Source organism: Candidatus Lokiarchaeota archaeon, assembly GCA_014730275.1.
Classification (GTDB): Archaea; Asgardarchaeota; Thorarchaeia; order Thorarchaeales; family Thorarchaeaceae; genus WJIL01.
Genome location: WJIL01000096.1, coordinates 41999 through 60553, shown reverse-complemented (window position 1 = coordinate 60553; position 18555 = coordinate 41999). Strand labels below are relative to the sequence as shown.

21 protein-coding genes are annotated in these 18555 nt (G+C 45.5%); 15 read left to right on the top strand and 6 right to left on the bottom strand.

Going from position 1 to position 18555, the window contains the following annotated elements; translation table 11 throughout:
• The first annotated feature begins 10 nt into the window (after positions 1 to 10).
• A complete protein-coding gene (locus GF309_10965; protein MBD3159299.1) occupies positions 11 to 616 on the top strand; it encodes a hypothetical protein in 606 nt (201 codons plus the stop codon).
• 51 nt (positions 617 to 667) lie between these two features.
• Positions 668 to 1618, top strand: a complete 951-nt coding sequence (locus tag GF309_10960) for an NAD-dependent epimerase/dehydratase family protein (GenBank protein ID MBD3159298.1) — start codon at positions 668 to 670, stop codon at positions 1616 to 1618.
• Between the two features lie 72 nt (positions 1619 to 1690).
• Here GF309_10960 and GF309_10955 read toward each other — a convergent pair whose 3' ends face one another.
• The 3 genes from GF309_10955 to GF309_10945 form a co-directional block, all read right to left on the bottom strand.
• On the bottom strand, positions 1691 to 2656 hold the full coding sequence (locus GF309_10955) for a hypothetical protein (GenBank protein MBD3159297.1): 966 nt from the start codon (positions 2654 to 2656) through the stop codon (positions 1691 to 1693).
• Between the two features lie 97 nt (positions 2657 to 2753).
• On the bottom strand, positions 2754 to 3719 hold the full coding sequence (locus GF309_10950; protein MBD3159296.1) for a hypothetical protein: 966 nt from the start codon (positions 3717 to 3719) through the stop codon (positions 2754 to 2756).
• A 261-nt stretch (positions 3720 to 3980) separates the two neighbouring features.
• Positions 3981 to 4121 carry a ribbon-helix-helix protein, CopG family gene (locus GF309_10945; protein MBD3159295.1) on the bottom strand — a complete coding sequence of 47 codons (141 nt, stop codon included), beginning with the start codon at positions 4119 to 4121 and terminating at the stop codon, positions 3981 to 3983.
• Positions 4122 to 4269: 148 nt separating this feature from the next.
• On the opposite strand from GF309_10945, the gene GF309_10940 reads away from it, so the two are divergent.
• The 12 genes from GF309_10940 (at position 4270) to GF309_10885 (ending at position 15345) form a co-directional block, all read left to right on the top strand.
• Entirely contained in the window at positions 4270 to 6384 is a 2115-nt protein-coding gene (locus tag GF309_10940) for a CoA-binding protein (protein ID MBD3159294.1), read from the top strand.
• Positions 6329 to 7456, top strand: a complete 1128-nt coding sequence (locus tag GF309_10935; protein MBD3159293.1) for an AAA family ATPase — start codon at positions 6329 to 6331, stop codon at positions 7454 to 7456. Before GF309_10940 ends, GF309_10935 begins: the two co-directional genes overlap by 56 nt.
• A 309-nt stretch (positions 7457 to 7765) precedes the next feature.
• Positions 7766 to 8254, top strand: a complete 489-nt coding sequence (locus GF309_10930; GenBank protein MBD3159292.1) for a hypothetical protein — start codon at positions 7766 to 7768, stop codon at positions 8252 to 8254.
• Positions 8255 to 8395: 141 nt separating this feature from the next.
• Positions 8396 to 9172 carry a hypothetical protein gene (locus tag GF309_10925; protein ID MBD3159291.1) on the top strand — a complete coding sequence of 259 codons (777 nt, stop codon included), beginning with the start codon at positions 8396 to 8398 and terminating at the stop codon, positions 9170 to 9172.
• 2 nt (positions 9173 to 9174) lie between these two features.
• Positions 9175 to 9435: a hypothetical protein gene (locus GF309_10920; GenBank protein ID MBD3159290.1), complete on the top strand. Its 261-nt coding sequence runs from the start codon at positions 9175 to 9177 to the stop codon at positions 9433 to 9435.
• Complete coding sequence (locus GF309_10915; protein ID MBD3159289.1) at positions 9435 to 9710, top strand: hypothetical protein; 276 nt, start codon at positions 9435 to 9437, stop codon at positions 9708 to 9710. The genes GF309_10920 and GF309_10915 overlap by 1 nt, the downstream gene beginning before the upstream one ends.
• 2 nt (positions 9711 to 9712) lie before the next feature.
• On the top strand, positions 9713 to 10078 hold the full coding sequence (locus GF309_10910) for a hypothetical protein (GenBank protein ID MBD3159288.1): 366 nt from the start codon (positions 9713 to 9715) through the stop codon (positions 10076 to 10078).
• Positions 10079 to 10084: 6 nt separating this feature from the next.
• The gene (locus GF309_10905; protein MBD3159287.1) at positions 10085 to 11215 is read left to right on the top strand and encodes a hypothetical protein; all 1131 of its coding nucleotides are present in this window, start codon (positions 10085 to 10087) and stop codon (positions 11213 to 11215) included.
• A gap of 127 nt (positions 11216 to 11342) precedes the next feature.
• Positions 11343 to 12155, top strand: a complete 813-nt coding sequence (locus GF309_10900; GenBank protein MBD3159286.1) for a crotonase — start codon at positions 11343 to 11345, stop codon at positions 12153 to 12155.
• Positions 12156 to 12320: 165 nt separating this feature from the next.
• The gene (locus GF309_10895) at positions 12321 to 13244 is read left to right on the top strand and encodes a DUF1177 family protein (protein ID MBD3159285.1); all 924 of its coding nucleotides are present in this window, start codon (positions 12321 to 12323) and stop codon (positions 13242 to 13244) included.
• Positions 13245 to 13682: 438 nt separating this feature from the next.
• Positions 13683 to 14924, top strand: a complete 1242-nt coding sequence (locus GF309_10890; GenBank protein ID MBD3159284.1) for a thiolase domain-containing protein — start codon at positions 13683 to 13685, stop codon at positions 14922 to 14924.
• Positions 14869 to 15345 (top strand): hypothetical protein, encoded by a 477-nt coding sequence (locus tag GF309_10885; protein ID MBD3159283.1) that lies wholly within the window; start codon positions 14869 to 14871, stop codon positions 15343 to 15345. The genes GF309_10890 and GF309_10885 overlap by 56 nt, the downstream gene beginning before the upstream one ends.
• A gap of 43 nt (positions 15346 to 15388) precedes the next feature.
• On the opposite strand, the gene GF309_10880 is transcribed toward GF309_10885, so the two are convergent.
• The 3 genes from GF309_10880 to GF309_10870 all read right to left on the bottom strand — a co-directional run bounded on the left by GF309_10880 (position 15389) and on the right by GF309_10870 (position 17594).
• A complete protein-coding gene (locus GF309_10880) occupies positions 15389 to 15718 on the bottom strand; it encodes a hypothetical protein (protein MBD3159282.1) in 330 nt (109 codons plus the stop codon).
• Between the two features lie 111 nt (positions 15719 to 15829).
• Entirely contained in the window at positions 15830 to 16402 is a 573-nt protein-coding gene (locus tag GF309_10875) for an isochorismatase family protein (protein MBD3159281.1), read from the bottom strand.
• Positions 16380 to 17594, bottom strand: coding sequence for a nicotinate phosphoribosyltransferase (locus GF309_10870; GenBank protein MBD3159280.1), 1215 nt, complete (start codon positions 17592 to 17594; stop codon positions 16380 to 16382). Before GF309_10870 ends, GF309_10875 begins: the two co-directional genes overlap by 23 nt.
• A 158-nt stretch (positions 17595 to 17752) precedes the next feature.
• Here GF309_10870 and GF309_10865 point away from each other — a divergent pair, with 158 nt between their 5' ends.
• On the top strand, positions 17753 to 18538 hold the full coding sequence (locus GF309_10865; protein ID MBD3159279.1) for a crotonase: 786 nt from the start codon (positions 17753 to 17755) through the stop codon (positions 18536 to 18538).
• Positions 18539 to 18555 lie beyond the last annotated feature (17 nt).

The following is an 18555-nucleotide window of genomic DNA, read 5'->3' as shown; positions in this document are numbered from 1 at the left end:
TAGCTCAGATATGTCTACCAGCAGGCAACAACCTGATGAAAGTACAACTGTCGACATTCGGTTCGAATGCACAGGTTGTGCTGCCTGTTGTACCCAAGAAAATATGCTTGTGACACTTACAGGTACCGATATTGTGCGAATCGCAAAACTGCTCGATTTAGATGCGAAGGAACTGCTAAGGGCGATTGATTTCTACGTTCTATCTGAAAATGAAAGCGTTCCACGGGGCCTCAGAAAGATACCTTCTGTTGAAACTGAGGAGGGTAGGGCGTATGTTGCCCTCAAAAAACTCGAAGATACTGGGTGTATATTCCTTAAGGAGAACAAATGCATGATTTATCCCTATCGCCCGGGTGTGTGCAAGTCATTTCCGTTTGTATTTGGGCGGAAAAACGGTGAACTGGCTTGGGGCTTGAACGCGATGAAACACATCTGTCAGGGATTGGGCAAGGGAGATTACGTAAAAGCCTCGACACTGCAAGAGACTGGTCAGCGAGTAACCGAAGAGATGGAGATATTCAAAGAATTCGTAAAAGAATGGAATCGGACTGAAGAGAACCCTACTGCTCTCTCATTTCTGAAAGCTGTTCTTTCAGATCCTCGATTCAGCGTCTAGCAACAACATTTATCCCTATGACCGATACGACAGGATTTGTTGTGATTACGCTTGAATCGTGTACTAGTTACTGGTGGTGCAGGATTCATCGGCAGCCACTTGGTCGATCGTCTGCTTGATGAATGCGAGGTAGTTGTTCTAGATGACCTATCTGGAGGAGACCGGCGGAATATTGCCCATCATGAGGGTGAAGAAGACTTCCGCTTTATTGAAGGGTCTATTACTGCCGAAGAAGATGTTGATACAGCCCTAGAAGGTGTAGATACTGTCCTCCATTTTGCCGCTCAACCAGATGTAAGATTGAGTGTGGACCAGCCTCTGTTTGATTTTCGAATCAATGTGGTTGGAACTATGAACATCCTCGAAAGCATGCGGGAACGAGATATCAACCGTTTCATCTTTGCGAGTTCTGGAGGCACGGTATATGGAGAAACAGACGTATTCCCCACCCCTGAGAGTACTCCATTCCGTCCTATCAGCAATTATGGTGCTGCCAAAGGGGCTGTTGAGATGTACTTGTCTTCTTACGCAGAATTATACGGTATTGATTCAGTAAGCATGCGCTTGGCAAATATCATAGGTCCTCGTTCAACACACGGTGTAATGTATGATTTCTATATGAAATTAAAGCGAGATCCTACTCGCCTTGAAGTGCTTGGTGATGGTCAGCAAGAGAAGTCATACATGTATGTCAGCGATACTGTTGATGCCACCATGCTTCTCGCGGAGAAAATGACTGAGGGATATCAGCCTGTCAATGTGGGCTCAGGTGAACGATTGAAAGTGGCGAGGATAGCTGAACTAGTTCGCGAAGCCGCAGGTGTTCCAGAAGCCACGATTGAATATACTGGTTCTGAAAGGGGTTGGGCCGGAGATGTTGTAGTAACTGATATCGATATCAGCTTACTCAAATCATATGGGTGGGAGCCAGACGTCCCTCTTGAGCAGGGCGTACGAGAGTACATTCAGTGGCTTGATGATAGATTTGGCCCTGTGAAGTAATTGCTCGGGATTGAAACCAGCAAGGCCCCTTCTGATCAGCAATGCCCCAGATTGCTCCTGAATTATGTAGCTTCATAATTTGCTCAGAATCTGTAATATGTTGGCGAAGTTGTGTTCGATTGCCCTGCATTTCTCTCCATAGGCTACAAGTTTTTCGAGACGTTCATCATCTTTTGCCGTTTCGCGAAACTTGTCAGATCTAATGACCTCATGAATATCTTCATTCAGATTCAGTATACTTCCTGCAGTCTTGAGAATGAATTCTAGATTCCGAATGAGGAGATGAAAGTCGTTGATATGATGCAGTTGCATGGTCTGTGAATAGAACTGGTATTCAAGCCTGGCAAGCTTAACACGCTTCTCAATGATATCCAATAACCACTCTTCAGATTCTTCTTTCTCAAACGTCTCTTTCAGATTTTTCCAGAATCTACGTTGTTCAAGAAGCTGCATTATGTAACCTTGCAGGAATTCGAGGTAATCTACATCTTTGTTTATGTCATCCTCTGTACCTATGGTTTCCATACCTTCCATTTGACTGAGTTTCACTGCTATCATAAGAGAGAACTTGTCTACGTACCGTTTGATTTCGTCTGTTTGTTCTTGCTTACTCATATCGCTCGAGTATGTGTCACTTAGTGTCAACAGGAATTTGTAGATGCACTCTGAGCAAATCTCCGCGGGCGCAGATAGATCCTTCGTAGAGAGGAATCGGAACGCGTCGCGCATCTCATCGGCAGGAACATACCTTCCGTGTATACGTAGTGGCCAACCTTGGGATACACAGTAGACTCGGTTATCTTCGGGATTCATGTAGACTGAGCAGTAGCATACATTGTCTTCGGGTGCGATTTCCTCCTCCATATCCTCTTTGGTTTCATGGAACGAAAAAAGGGAAGGATCGACTTCAATCATTTCAACTTCGAGAATGTCGTCATCATTCACACAGAGTGTTTCATCACCAAACCGCTTGAAACATGGACAGCCCCTTACAACCTGAATCTTATCCTTCTTCCCGACGATTTGTTTTGATTTCAACTATACTGCCCCTCAGACTATGGAATCTATGTCCTTCTATATTATCCATCCGTATAATATGTTCTGTTTTGTGATAATCATTTCTTTGCAGAGTCATCTAAGCTTCCATTTCACTTAGAACACGTTCGACTCTATCGAATCTATGCTCGATTTTCCTTCTACGCTCAGCATGAGGTTCCAATATGCAGCTCAACTGGGCAGACATCTTCCCAGCATCTTCTAGGTCATGCGTGAGGCTACGAATGCGATTACAGATTTTAGTCGCCTTTTCAGCTACTGCAATCATCATACGCAATGCATTCAGCGCAATGAAGTTGTTATCAGCTTCCATCATTGTTTGCACTTGTGATAGAAAGGTTGTTTCGAGCCTGTTGAGTTGCCTGTAGTTATCCAGAAGCTGCACTTGTTTGACGGCGGCTCCCTGCGATTTCATCTGGCGGATTATCTCCTCCCAGTTCGCCCTCTGCTCCATCAGTTGCACGATGCGATTCTTAATGTGCTCCTTCTGATTCGCAGCTTCTACTTCTTCCGATTCTGCACCCGTCATATCCTGTGCCATTCTGTTGGCAATCTCTCTGATGTAAATCGCAATAATTTCTGTTCGTTCCTCTTCTGAAATGACACCCTGAAAAATGTCCGACAGCGTAATCAAATACTTGTACATACAGGTGGAACATATCTCGCCGTCCGTGGATTTTCCCCCGAGATTTACAAATTTAAGAGCATCACGAAGGTCATCTGCTCTTACATCATTTCCATTAATTACCAGCTTCTCGCCCTTGCTAACACAGTATGCCTCGTTTTTCTCATCATCCAGATATACCAGTAAATAACAAACATTCTCTTTATCGCTTTTGAGATCCTGCAAATTCTCGAAAGAATCGATACTGCTGAAGAATGATTTGGCGATTGAAATTGGTTTGATTTCTACTACGTCATCATTATTCAGACATACCTTTTCCCCATCATCAAATTCCTTGTAACAAGGGCAACCATTAACCAAGTCATCGGATTGGTTCCTTTTTCCCAGTAGATTAGCTCTATTATCAGATTTACTGGGCACATCGGAACCTATGTGACTGCACGCTCCTGTTTACTGAAGCTTCATTCTTATAACATTCAACTAGCTTATAATACCATTTCTTACGTATAACCTAGTTCTCACAGTTGAGTATACTCAAATGGAAAGAAAAATTGACTTCCCTGGGCAATTGCCCAGGAATCGCTAACACTAATGATGATTTTTCATGCTGCGGAGACATATCAATTGGATAGTCCGGTGAACAACAGTACTATTTCTGAGCACCGGCCACGAATGCGTTCTTCAACCCCAAAGCTCGCGCTTGAGAAGATCACGGATAGCAATTCGAATTGCTTCCGATCTATTCGGATAGAGCTGACTATCCACTAGCTTCTCTAAACCAGCAATGTATGTTTCCGGAACGTGTAGAGTTACTAACTTCATCTCGGTATTCACCTAGAACACACATCGATATCGTGAGGATATGACTGTAAGTAATACAAGGGGGGTATTCCAAGCTATTCCATAAGCTATAACTATAATCAACGCTCGAGTAGTCCTGAAGAAAACCACTACAGGTGGTTCCAAACTAATGGATAAGCAGAAAGGCATTGAAACTCTATTCCGTCCCAATTCCATAGCTGTAATTGGTGCTTCGGCTACAAAGGGTAAACTGGGCAATTCGGTCGTAAGGAACCTGCTTGATAGCGGTTATGATGGCCGCATATATCCTGTCAATCCAAAAGGTGGCGAAATACTGGGTCTTCAGGTTTTCAGGTCAGTTGGTGATATTCCTGGAGATGTGGATATTGCAGTCATAGTAATTCCCGCAAGATTCGTACTAGAGGTTGTAGAAGAGTGCGGTGAGAAAGGAGTTGAAGCTCTTGTTGTCATAACTGCTGGTTTCAAAGAAGTAGGACATGAAGGTCAAGAAGCCGAGCGTAAGATGGTTGAGATAGCCAAGCAATACGATATGATTGTGCAGGGGCCGAACTGTCTAGGAATCATCAATACAAGTGAACCCTACAATGCCTCATTTGCTGCTGGAACACCTGAGAAAGGTATAATCGCTTTCGCGTCTCAATCTGGTGCGCTCATGACTGGGATTCTCGACTATTCATTGATGGAAAAGATTGGATTCTCGAAATTCGTGAGTCTGGGCAACAAAGCACTGCTAGATGAATCTGATTTCCTCAAGGCCTTCGGCAATGATCCCGATTCACATTTCATCCTACTCTACATTGAGAATGTGACTGATGGGAAACAGTTCATGGAGGTCGCAAAGGAAGTTGTCAAGAAGAAACCAGTTTTTGTAGTGAAATCTGGAGTAAGCGAAGCTGGCGCTCGAGCTGCATCTTCTCATACCGGTTCACTTGCTGGAAGTGATACCGCCTATACTGTGGCTTTCAAACAATGTGGTGTAATCCGCGCTGAAAGCATATCTGAGCTATTCGATATCGCTAATGTCTATGATGATATGGGCTTGCCAGCTGGCAATCGTGTCGCAATTATTACAAATGCCGGCGGCCCTGGGATTATCACCACGGATGCTTGTGAAGGTATGGGACTTGAGGTAGCACAGTTTTCTTCAGATACGATAGATTATCTAAAAGAACGCCTTCCTCCTGCAGCTGCACTTTACAATCCAATTGATGCATTAGGAACGGCTCAGCCAGAGGATTATACTGTATGCATGGAAGCGGCTCTCCGGGACCCGAATGTTGACTCACTCATTGTGCTTTTGACACCGCAGGCCATGACAAAGGAAGCAGAGACAGCACAAGCAGTGGTCGATACTCACCAGAAATTTCCGGAGAAACCCATCGTTACGGTCTTTATGGGCGGGAATTCGATGGTTTATCCACGAATTGTACTGAATGAAGCAGGCATTCCTGTATTCGATTTTCCCGAACGAGCCGTCAATGCCATTGCTGAGCTCTATCATTACACAGTGTTGCGTGACAGCCTGAAGGATGAAACTCCGCCGAAATTTGATGTAGATAAAGACACGGTTCAAAAAATCATCAGGGAAGTTCGGGAAGACGAGCGAAGAGTTCTACTTGGACACGAAGCCCACGCGATTGCGGAGGCTTATGGTATCCCGGTGGCTAAGATTGAGCTGGCAACAAGTTCGGAAGAAGCAAAGCAGATCGCGGAGGAACTTGGGTATCCCGTAGTCCTCAAAATAGCCAGTCCCGATATAGTCCATAAGAGCGATGTTGGTGGTATCGAAATTGGCTTGCAGACACCAGAAGAGGTCGAAGAAGCCTTCTTGCGGATTGTGGAGAACGCCCGGGACGGACGACCTAAAGCAATTATCTACGGTGTTGACGTACAAGAAATGGCTGAAGCAGGCAAAGAACTGATAGTTGGCTGTTCTCGGGACGTTCAATTTGGCCCCCTCATCATGTTTGGAGCCGGAGGAGTTTATGTGAATTTCTTGGAGGATGTGGCTTTCAGATTAGCTCCAATGACACGGACCGACGCCAAGGCTCTGATTGATGAAACGAAGATATCTACCTTGCTCAAGGGTGTCAGGGGTGAGCCACCAAGCGATGTAAAGGCCCTTGAGGATACCATTCTACGTATAAGCCAACTAGTAACTGATTTCAGTGATATTGTTGAGCTAGATATCAATCCAGTCTTTGCATATGAGCAAAACGAAGGAGTGTCAGCTGTTGACGTCAAAATCACAATCTCAGGGTGATCACATGACAGAAAACATCATGATTAGCGGTGAAACTCTTAGTGGTAAGACTATGGTTGCTATTGCGATAGCCTCTAAGCTACGTGAAAGAGGCATTTCTGTTGGATATTTCAAACCTGTTGGCAAGAAGAGTTTCGAGCGAAGTCACGATTACGATGTGGATGTTGACGAGGACGCTCTCGTCATGAAGGATGTTCTTGACCTTTCGACAGACTTGGGCTGTATTTGTCCAGTAGTACGAACCCAGTCAAGCTATGATGAATTCCTGAGGATTGGTCATGATGAGCTCCTGACTAAAATACAGAATTGTTACAAGAAAGCAGCTAAGGACAAAGAGTACGTTTTGCTGGAAGGAACGAAAGCACCATGGCATCTGCTCCATGTAGGCCTTTCAACGCCCCAGCTTGCTAAAGATTTCAACTGTCGAGTTATTTGTTTGGTAAACTTTCCTGATGTTTCAGCAATTGACGATGTCCTTCTTCAGCGGGATCTTTTCAGACAACACGGTATCGAATCGATAAGTGTCGTCTTGAACATGGTTCCGCCAATGTTGAAATCCGCTGTAACAGAAGACATCATACCGTTTCTCAAAGAAAAAGGAGTGGACTTCTGTGGCGTTGTATACAAACACCGCGAGCTTTTCAGTCCCAGTCTTGGAGAGATAAAACGTGCACTTGATGGCGAGATGTTGATTGGTGAAGAGAAGAAAGATATATTGATTGATCAATTTCAGATTGGATCTATGGGCTACCAGCATGCGCTGAAATGGTTCAGACGTGCCAAGGACAAGGCTGTCATTGCTGGTGGTGATCGGTCTGACATATGCTTGGCTGCTTTGGAAACTGATACAAATCTGTTGATTTTGACCGGCGGGCTTGGACCCGATATTCGGACTATCTCCAAGGCAAAAGAAGAGGGCGTGCCCATCATGATGACAGCTCACGATACATACACAACCGGGAAAATCGTTGACGATTTGGTGGGAACAGTTACCGCTGAAAACAAGAAGAAGATTCGTGCAGTAGAGAAAATAATCGGCGAGAATATCAATCTAGAATGTATCGGCCTGTAGATTGACGGAGATATTATGTTGAATAGGGTGAAAAGGAGCGTTTCCGCTCCTCTCCAGAACGAGTGAAGCGCTATGCGTTCCGGGAGAATACCAGCGCTTCATCCTCGAGACACTCACACGGCATAAGTGAGCTTGTGTGGTAAGGCGAATATCTGGTAAATACACACAGGGTTCTTGGGCTAATACTCACTGCACTTTAAAGCTAACCCCTTTCACCTACAAACGTTTATGCTATTCTGCCCGTAGACATACTAATATAGAGAATCAGGTATGCTTTAGATAGAATGTAATCTATGGGCGAGGTTTTCGTTGAACAGAAAACATGCAATTCTCATTAGTTCGGGTATTCTAATCATCGTTGTAGTCGGACTCTTTTTGGCTAGTATGCCCCGGGTGCAAGTGATTCATCAAGAGGACTATTCTGATTTTGATTTCTACCCTGAATACTATGTGACCAACTTCACTATCAAACCTACGTATAACCATCCCGAGCTTATCATCGATATCGATGTCGAACGTCCAATCGAAAGCGGCTCGCATCTCATTTCTTGGCGCCTCTACAATAAAACCCTTGAAGACTTCCAAGAATCCTTCAACATCTCGGAGTCCAAAGAAAGCCTTGATGGTTATTGGGGGGGATGGCAGGCAAATGACATCGGATTCCCACTTGACCCTCACGAAGAATTACCGGTTGGGTCCTATGTTTTCGTGTTTTGGATTGAACGAGACAATCCAGCATCAGGATATACTGTGGACATTACACTTAGTCTACGAACATACTTGATTAAGCTGTTTTAGTTACATTTTCTTCCCTCTTTTTTGTCGAGGAAGAGAGACTAATTGACTCATAATCTTCCACATTTGAGACTGATTCCACTATTCTCGTAATAGATTTAAACGGCCATATAACAATACAGCAAGACAAGAATCACAAACAGGATGTGTAAAAGAATGGCAGGAAGTGCAGCAGAGAAATTCGATGCGGCTGCTGAGTCCGAAGAATCTCCTGAAACCATGGAGAAGCTCAGTGCCGTAGAAATAATCAAAAAACGCCGATCTATACGGCGTATGAAAAAGGACGAGCGCATCCCGGATGAGCACGTCGAATTGATCTTGGATGCAGCAAGACATGCTCCAAGCCCAGAGAACATGCTTATGATTCGGTTTATCGTCATCCGAGATGATCAAGAAACAAAGGAATTCTTGGCCGATATCGCTCAGGAAATGGCGCAGACAGCCTTTGGAGGAGCCCCGTTCGAGCTTACAAGCGGAAGAAACTGGTTCATCAATGATCCCTATCGCGCATCAGTCTACAGCAGGCTTCGTGATGGTGAACTATTCCGTTACCCCGAGGATAGTGACGTTACTATAATCGTTTGTGCAAGTGAGGCTTGGCACGATGCGAACTATACCTATCCACTGGATTTGTTTGGTTCTGTCGTGGCAGGAATGGCTATTCAGAACATGTGGCTAGTTGCAACCGAACTGGGTTATTGTTGTGCCTATGACGCCCTTGTCTGTTCAGACCCAAGACATGCAGAACTGGTACGGGATCGGTTGGGTATTCCGCCAATATGGAAACCACTGACCGCCTTCAGTTTGGGTGTACCTGAGAGGATGAGAGAGCTAGGCCCAAGTAGACCTCCGCTTGAAGGTCTAATGTACGACGAGCGGTGGGGTAATCCCTACACTCGGCTCGCATTCAGGGAGGAGTAAAGATGGTAGAAGTAGATTTTGACAAGGAAATGAAAGAGAAACTGGAAGAACGGGCTGAAGAAGCCAATCTGAGCTTACAGGGTCTAATCGAGGTTGTTATGGGCAGATGGGTTTCTGGAACTGGAGGCCGCGTGTACACTGGAAGATGGTCTAGTGGTGAAGTTGACGGCGTTAAAGGCATGAGATATGTTGTGCAATGGCCGTTCATGCCAGGTTTCATAGAGGCAGAAGGCGATTTAGTAAAGAGATGGAGGTTGAGCTAATGGCGAAATACAGAGATCATCCAAGTGGTGAATGGCCCTTTTATCCACGGCTTGAAAAAGATGATGTGGAACATGAGTACTGGACCAGTAAGAAAATGGCTCATCAGGCTTTTGTCGACGATCGCAAAGGACGAGTAGTTGTCCTAATGAAAGGCGAGAAGTACGACAAGTTCTTGGAAACGGTCCGTGAACGGAAGGGAAACATATGGGCTTCGTCAGTTGATGAAGCCATGCACGAGGCTATTGATGAGTGGATTGCAAAAGAGGAGGACTAAACATGGCAGAACGACTACAAGAGTTTTTCAACTTCTTCCTACATCAAGTGAACGAAAAGGATAGCCTAAAGGAGAGAGTAAAGGAGTGGGTAGGTCCCTATGATGGAAAGATACTACAGGTTTACACACCCGAGGCTGGACCACAATACATCGTAGTAACGAAGAAGGGTATGGAGCTCCGTGAAGGAGAATATCCCAGTCCTGATGTCATCTACAAAGCTGATGCTGAGATTCTCCTTGGTATCTTCACAGGTGATATCGACTTCAGGCAAGCGATGAAAGATAGGCGGCTAGAAGTAATCGGAAATGCCCATGAAAGTGATCCGCTTGCGAATCTGATCCTCGAAGCTATGACGAGCGCGATGTAGGGGGTCATGTCGTTGGAAGTCAACAAAATTGCGATAATCGGCTCAGGTCTAATGGGCTCGGGCATTGCCTATGTCTCAGCGTGGCACGGCTTTGATGTACACTTGGTGGACATCGAGCAGGAGGCTCTCGATAAGGCGATGGAACGAATTCGCAGTGACGTGATGACAGGTGTTGATAAGGGAAAGATGTCCCTTTCAGAGGCTCAGGATTTGATGGGGCGTATTGATCACACCACTGATACAGAAAAAGCTGTCAAAGATGCTGACCTAGTCATCGAGGCTATATTCGAGAAGATGGACGTCAAGAAGAAGGTCTTTTCCGATGTCGATTCCTTTGCCCCTGATCACACCATTCTGGCAACTAACACGTCATCTCTCAGTATTAATGAGATTGCCAGCGCTACAGAACGACCGGAGAAATTCATCGGTATGCACTATTTCTCACCTGTTGCTGCCATGAAGCTACTAGAGGTTGTGGTGGGCGATAAAACAAGCGAAGAGACCATTGAAACAGCAAAGGCTGTTGGCAAGAGGCAAGGCAAGCAGCCTGTCACTGCAAAAGATAGCCCTGGTTTCATCGTGAACCGAATACTCATGCCGGTGCTTCGGGAAGCCATTCTCTTGGAGGAAAATGGCGTAGCCACAAAAGAGGAAATTGACAACGCCATGACGACTATAGGCAAATTCCCAGCTGGACCCTTTGCTCTTGGTGACTTCGTGGGCCTAGACATCGCATACCACACAATGGATACCCTGTATCGCGAGCTTGGAGATTGTTTCAAGCCACCTGATAGTCTGAAGAAACTGGTTGACGCAGGCCATTTAGGAACCAAAACTCAACAAGGCTTCTATGATTACTCTGGCAAGTCAGAGGAGGAAGAGGAACCGAAGGGTGTTGAGCCCGAATGGTTAGTCAAGAGGATTAGTGTGCCCGTGATTCGGGAGGCAATGATTCTCGTAGATGAAGGTATTGCGTCAAAGAAAGACATCGACAAAGCCATGAAGCTGGGTGCGAATTTCCCGAAGGGCCCATTCGAAATGCTTGAGGATATAGGCAGAGATACAGTCAAAGCGGAACTTGAAGAACTAGAAGAGGAACACGGTGAGTGCTACTCGGTTCCAGACATGCTCAAGTAAACAGTTCATTTACAGGGCGGCCGACTTTCAGGTCGCCCCTCTGATTCTTTCATTCCACACTTTCGGAAACGACTTTATAAGTCAGTATTCGTTCTACCTCGATAAACGGATTTGTAGGGGTTAAAAAATGCCAGAGTACGAAACTATGTTATATAGTAAAGAAGGCAGTTTTCTTTCACCAGTAAAAAACACTGCTGTAATCAAGTTCAATCGAATTGATGCGATGAACGCTATCAATGATCAGTTCATCCAAGATTTGAGTGATGCGCTTGATGAAGCAGAGAAGGACGATGAGATTCGTTCAGTTGTACTTGCAACAGCACACGAGAAGGTCTTTTGTACAGGTGCAGACCTGAAAATGGCCCAGGGACTGCTTGAGACTCCTGAGGAGGTCAAGGAGTTAGTTTCTCAAGGACAACAGGCACTCGACAAGATTGCAAAACTGGAGAAGCCGGTTATCGCCGCCATTCACGGTTTGTGTTTGGGTGGTGGAACGGAAATTGCGCTTGCTTGTGATATTCGAATTGCAGATGAGACCGCGAAGATAGGCACTCCTGAAGTGAGTCTTGGCCTTATTCCTGCATGGGGTGGCTGTGTAAGGTTGCCACGTGTTGTTGGACTGGGCAAAGCGATGGAACTCGTTTTGACTGGTGGTCAGGTAAGTGCCGACGAAGCTTTGGAAATCGGACTCGTAAGTAAGGTGACTTCGGAGGAGGAGCTCATGAGTCAGGCGATGTGGTACGGAGCCAAACTAGGTGGAAACGCCCCAATCGCTTTGAAGCTCGCAAAGAAAGCTGTGCATATGGCCTTTGAAGAGGATTACGAGGACAACCTTGAATTCCAAGTTGAAGCGGCATACGAATGCTTCCAGACTGAGGATCTCGCAGAAGGTATCCAAGCAGTCTTCGAAAAACGGCGAGGCAAGTTCAAAGGAGAATAATCAAGTTCAGAGTACCATCCGGTACTCTGCATTTCCTTTTTTTTTTGGAAAATAAAGCTCGAACTGCATCTATTGCAAATTTGATGATTTCATTGCGATTCAAATACCTGTCATGGAGTAGGTGGAAATTTGTCTCAAGAAGGAGGTTAGAAGAAAACGTCGTGCTTGAAACAGATAATCGAAGTTTCTGACATTTTAGACAGTGCAGAAGTTGATGGCGGGGATGTTGGTAGTTTCTTGGCCGAATCCGGTGTTGAAGACATTACCATCGAAACCATTTCTGCAGAAGGCGGGAAGACAGATGTTGTGAGGGTTGTCATACCTGGAACAAAAGGAAAAACCACGGGGGGCAATGCTCCGACTCTCGGTATCATCGGACAGTTGGGTGGTATCGGAGCCAGACCTGAAGTTCTTGGTCTAGTATCAGATGCTGATGGAGCTATTGTTGCACTTGCTGTTTCTATGAAATTAGCAGCTTCTGCCAAGCGTGGTGACGTACTTGACGGAGATGTCATTATCACTACCCATATAGCTCCGGATGCCCCTATACGACCTCATGATCCAGTACCATTTATGATTTCACCAGTACCAAGTAAGGACTTGTTACGCCATCTAGTCGATGACAACATGGATGCTATACTTTCGATAGATGCAACTAAGGGCAATCGTGTTATTAAGACTGAGGGGTTCGCTATCACTCCTACCGTGAAAAACGGATGGATTCTGAAGGTTAGCAACGACCTAATTGACATCTACGAGAGAGTTATGGGAAAATCCGTAGCTGTTGTTCCAATAACGATGCAAGACATAACTCCCTACGGAAGTGGTGTTTACCACATCAACTCGATTATGCAACCTTGGATTATGTCCTCATCACCATTAGTTGGTGTAGCAACCACTGCCAATGTCCCGGTTCCTGGAAGTGGTGGTGGGGCAAATTATGTATATGGAGTAGAGGCGGCAGCACGCTTTTGCGTGGAAACAGCAATAGCATTCACAGCTGGCTCCTGCAGGTTCTATGATAATGAAGAATTCGATATCCTAGTCGAGAAATTTGGGGAGATGGATTCATTCCTTAGGAAAGCATGAACCCCCCATCTTCGATTTGAAATAGACAAAATGAGTTCTTTGATTAGAATAGAATGGAGGTTAGAAAGATTACTGACGAATGGAAATGTGAAGAATGTGGGATGGTGTTCGCATCCCGTGACGAGTATGATCGCCACCTGAAAGAAAAACATCCCCGGCTTGCAAAACAGCTTACTATTGAGTGATGATTGCGAATTTCTTAGAACACCAATCTACTATATTCCGAAAACATGATGCTTATCCGTTTAGTTTCCTTTTTTTCTACGGAGGGAATTCCAATTAACGATAAATGGACTTGTGAACTTTGTAAGAAAGAATTTGATTCTTATGAAGAATATCGTGATCATCTTGAGAACGAGCATCCCAAGCTGGCAAAAGAAGTGAAGTAGATCGCATTACATGAAGTGCATAAGCGAGATTTCCTTTAATTGAGATTTTATGCAATCGTCAAGCTTAAGACTACCCTCGTTAATGTGCCGCAACCTAGATATTCGAAAAATGAGGTTTTCAATGATGGCGAGAAAAGTTGGTGTAGTCGCAGCTGGCCACGCGAAGTTTGGTAAACGGCTAGACGCGACAATGAGAGAGCTTAGTGCTGAGGCGTACAAGCCCATATACGATGCGGGTATAACTCAGGACATGATTGACGCAACGGTATTGTCCTACGCGGCTTCCCAGTTTTCAGGGCAAGGTGCAGGTTCCGCCCTTATTGCAGATTACCTGGGACTACATGAAAAACCACACCTCAGGGTAGAATCTGCATGTACGACGGGTACGGCGTCCTTAAGGGCTGCCTGGGGAATGGTTTCAGCTGGTCTGTACGATACTATGTTAGTGCTAGGAGTAGAGCAGATGAACCGGGTGTCTTCAGCAAAGGCGACGGAATACATGTCCCAAGCTGGTGATATGCGTTGGGAATACCCATATGGTATTAGTTTTCCTGCATTCTACGCATTGATGGCTTCGCGGTACATGGCTGAATATGATTTACCTCATGAAGTCCTATCGAAGATTTCAGTCAAGAGCCATCACTATGGTGCTCAAAACCCATATGCACATTTACCAAGGACGGTGACAGTAGAGGAAGCACATAATTCAGTACCAATAACGCGCCCTCTAAATCTCTATGATTGTTCACTTATTTCCGACGGAGCCGCAGCCATTGTAATCGCTGCGGAAGAAAAGGCCAAGGAATTTACTGATGAACCAATGTGGATCAAAGGTATTGGGGCCGGAGCGTCGAGTATGATGATTCAGGATCGTGAAAGCCTTACTTCAATACCTGGAGCGAAATCTGCGGCAAAGGCTGCTTACGATATGGCAGGTGTGGGGCCAGAGGACATCGATATGGCTCAGGTACATGATTGCTTCACTATTGCAGAACTTATTGCCTATGAGGACCTCGGGTTCGCTGAACCAGGTAAAGGTCGCGAGCTCATCGAGAACAAAGAGGTATATCACGATGGTTCGATTCCCGTCAACTGTGATGGCGGCCTGAAAAGTAAAGGGCACCCACTAGGAGCAACGGGAGTGAGTATGGTTTATGAAATATATAGCCAGATGCGCGGCGAAGCTAGAGAACCTTCACGGCAAATCGATGATGTCCAGATCGGTCTAGCACATAATGTTGGGCAGAGCGGACAATTCGTTAACGTCTTCATTCTTGAGCGGGGTTGGTAAAACTATGGCGGCAACAGACGAAGTATATCTTGGATACACAACAGATGAAGCGACAACACCTTTCCTCAGGGACTTCTTGGACGCACTTGCAGAAGGGACCTTGATGAAGAGCGTTTGTACAGAATGCGGGAGAGAGTACCTTCCTCCAAGGGAGCATTGCCAGGACGACCTGAGCAAATGCGAGCTTGAGGAGTTTGAGGAACGGGAGGCCAAACTCTATAGTTATACTATAGTTGATTTTGCTCCTGAAACCCTCTCTTCAAAGGCTCCCTATGTGGTCGGAATTGGAGAATTCCCATCCGGACTCCGCCTTACAGCTCATATCACGAACTTGATGAGTGTGCCTGAAATCGGTATGGATATGAAACTAGCCTTTGATGAGGTGGACGAACGACTCGTTACTTACAAATGGCTAGTCTAACATAGAACAAAAGGAGGGCAATTCTGCCCTCTTTCTTTTTGTTTCAGCTCCCAGAATGCTTTACAGTTTCTTCCAGCAACTTAGTCCATCTAGCTAAACGAGCTACGTCTTGAAGGGTATCATGATACACTCTAGCGGCTGATTTGTAGTCCGATTCATCGATTTGAGCTAAAGCATCATCGATTATTTCTTTGATATCTTGAATTCGTCGGCGGCCTTCGTTCTCATGCCAACCAACAAACTGAACATCCTTGCCTTCTTTTCGAGCTTGATCTAGTGCTACTTCTTGGAGAATTAGTGAGCGTGCACGGAAGTTGAGAAGTAGAGAAGATTTCATAGATTCAAGTGATTTCTTCCATGCTTCGACATTCATGTTCTGTTCAGCCCTGCTAACTGTCTCTATAGGTGCAGAACGTTCTACTACATAAAACTTCTTCAATACTCAATATTGAGTAACAACATTCTCATAAAACGCGCCATTCTATCAGTTCAAGGCAGATAGGATTTCTTCAGTGGTCTCCACTTCGGTATCGTGGACTTTCTGCATGTGCTTCAGTGCGAATTTGTGATCCTCTTCATCATTACTGGAGACTGCGTCACTGACAACAACTGCATCATACCCCCGCGCTGTTGCTCCAGCAGAAGTATAGTTGACACATATATCGGTCAGTACGCCAAAGATAATGACCTTCTCAATGTTATGTTCACGGAGTGTCAAATCCAAGTCTGTCCCGAAGAATCCCGAGTATCTTCGTTTTGGAATTACCTTTTCATTTCCCTTGGGTGCTATTTCGTCAATAACCTGTGCACCTTCAGTACCTTCGACTGCATGCGCGCCCCACACATCGAATTCTTCGTCATCTGGCATGTGGTGATCAGCAACATATACAACAAAAAGCCCCTCTTCCCTTGCCTTCTCAAGAATTCGCTGTTGGTTTGGAATCAGGTCTTCGGCTCCCGGCACAGGAAGAGCACCGTCTGGCCTCACAAAGTCGTTGAGCATATCTACAATGATTACGGCTGTCTTATCTGCATCAATCGTGTCTACCAATATCATCAAATCTCCTAATCTGTTTCAGTACTGAATCTCTAATTTCATCTGGCGATTTTGGTGCCTGAAGAATCTCGCCATCCTCCATCAATTTGACAGTCAGTTTCTCCATTTTCCCCCCACAAACTGGACACACTCCAGGATTTGAATCTAGAAGGCTTGATTGTGTTCGCAGACAGTCATTGCATCGCCAAACCCGTTTTCTGCCAGAGAATTTACCTCGCTTCGCAACAGGAATCCATTCGTCATCCGAAATCATGGACACAATATCCATTGCAAAGTCCACAGCTGGTGCATTGCTTATTGCCCCTCCCACGCCGAAACCATCAGCTCCAACCTTTCTTAATGCTGTGACCGAATCAACATCAAGCCCTCCACTAACAAAAATCTCAACGTCTTCGAATCCCCGTGCATCAAGTTCCCATCGCACTTCTTGTAGAATTCTCTTCATACTACCTCTGCGGCTGCTGGGTGTGTCCAGTCTAACCCCATCTAGGTCTTCAATCGTTTCTGCAGCCATGATTGACTCCTTTACTTCGTCCAAGTAGGTATCAACAAGGGCTACTCTGGCAGCATCTTTGTCAACGTGTTTGTCGTAGCTTTCCCACGCCTTTCTATGGTCTTGGAACGAAATAATCAGTGCATGAGGCATGGTTCCCGATGGTTCAATGCCCAGCAGCTCCCCACCTAAGACACATGAAACCCCGTCGCATCCACCTACGTATCCCGCATATGCCACTTGGGGCGTAATGGCTGGATGTGTTCTTCTGGCACCGAAGGATAACAAGAGCTTGTCGCCAGCGGCCAGCCGCACATGTGCTGTTTTTGTAACCATTCCAGAAGTATGACATATGAACCCGAGCACAGGTGTCTCCATTGCAGTAAATTCTCTATAGTGGCCTTCTATCGCAAGAACTGGGGTTCGAACACCATTACTTCCTCTTGCCCAGAATACAGTTCCCTCCGGAAGGCCATATACGTCTATTTCTTTCCCTTCCAAGAGCTTGAGCGCATCATCAATTCCACCAGTAACGCCCCATTCATAGTTCTTAGGTATACTTGATACCGTGAATTCAGCGTGCACTATTGGGTTCACATTCTCTGCTTCAAGTATCTCGACAGTTCGATCAAAGTAAACATCCGTGGTTTTGCCTTCCCTTATTTCATCTTCGGATGCTATTCGCCAAGCTCTTCTCATTTCCTCTCAATAATAATTATAGTTAATTCAGGTACAAAAGGCTATTGGAACAAACAAAGAGGGCTCCAATTCACTTGTTCTTGGAAGTTGACCCGGATGCTTATTACCATGATACCCGCCTCTATTTTAGATACTGAGTTCATCTGGAGAGGAATACAATGTCTGATGAGGATGTACTATACCATACTAACGAAGGTGTGGCGATAATCACAATCAACCGTCCTAAGAAACTGAATGCGCTTAATTCTGCTGTTGTTTTTCGAATGCGCGAGCTATTCGAACAGGCAGAGGAGGATGACAAAATCAGGGCAGTTGTACTAACCGGAGCAGGCGAAAAAGCATTTGCCGCCGGTGCTGACATCAGTGAATTCCAAGGCAGGAATTCCGAGACTGTTCGAGAGCTAGCGGAAAATGGGCAAGAGCTTTGTACATATATTGAATCAATGAGCAAACCTGTAATTGCAGCAGTAAATGGGTTCGCTCTTGGTGGTGGCTGTGAAATCGCGATGGCTTGTGATATCCGATATGCTTCTGAGAATGCGAAGTTTGGTCAACCGGAGATCAATCTTGGGATTATTCCGGGATTCGGCGGTACTGTTCGATTACCTCGCCTTATCGGCCTTGGACTTGCTAAAGAGATGATTTTCACAGGAGACCACATTGATGCAGGTCATGCTTGCTCACATGGACTTGTGAACATGCTTTTCGATTCTGTCACTCAGGTTAAGGAGGAGGCAAAGGCCCTAGCCCAAAAGCTAGCAAAGAAACCTGGTGTGGCAATTGACCTGGCGAAGCGGTCGTTGAACCGAGCATGGACAGACCCACTAGACAAAAATCTTGAATTCGAGAAGGATGCATTCTGCAAGACTTTCGACACCAAGGATCAAGAAGAAGGGGTAGACGCGTTTCTATCAAAGCGGAAACCAGAATTTCAGCACGAATAATAGTTCGTATTCTGATT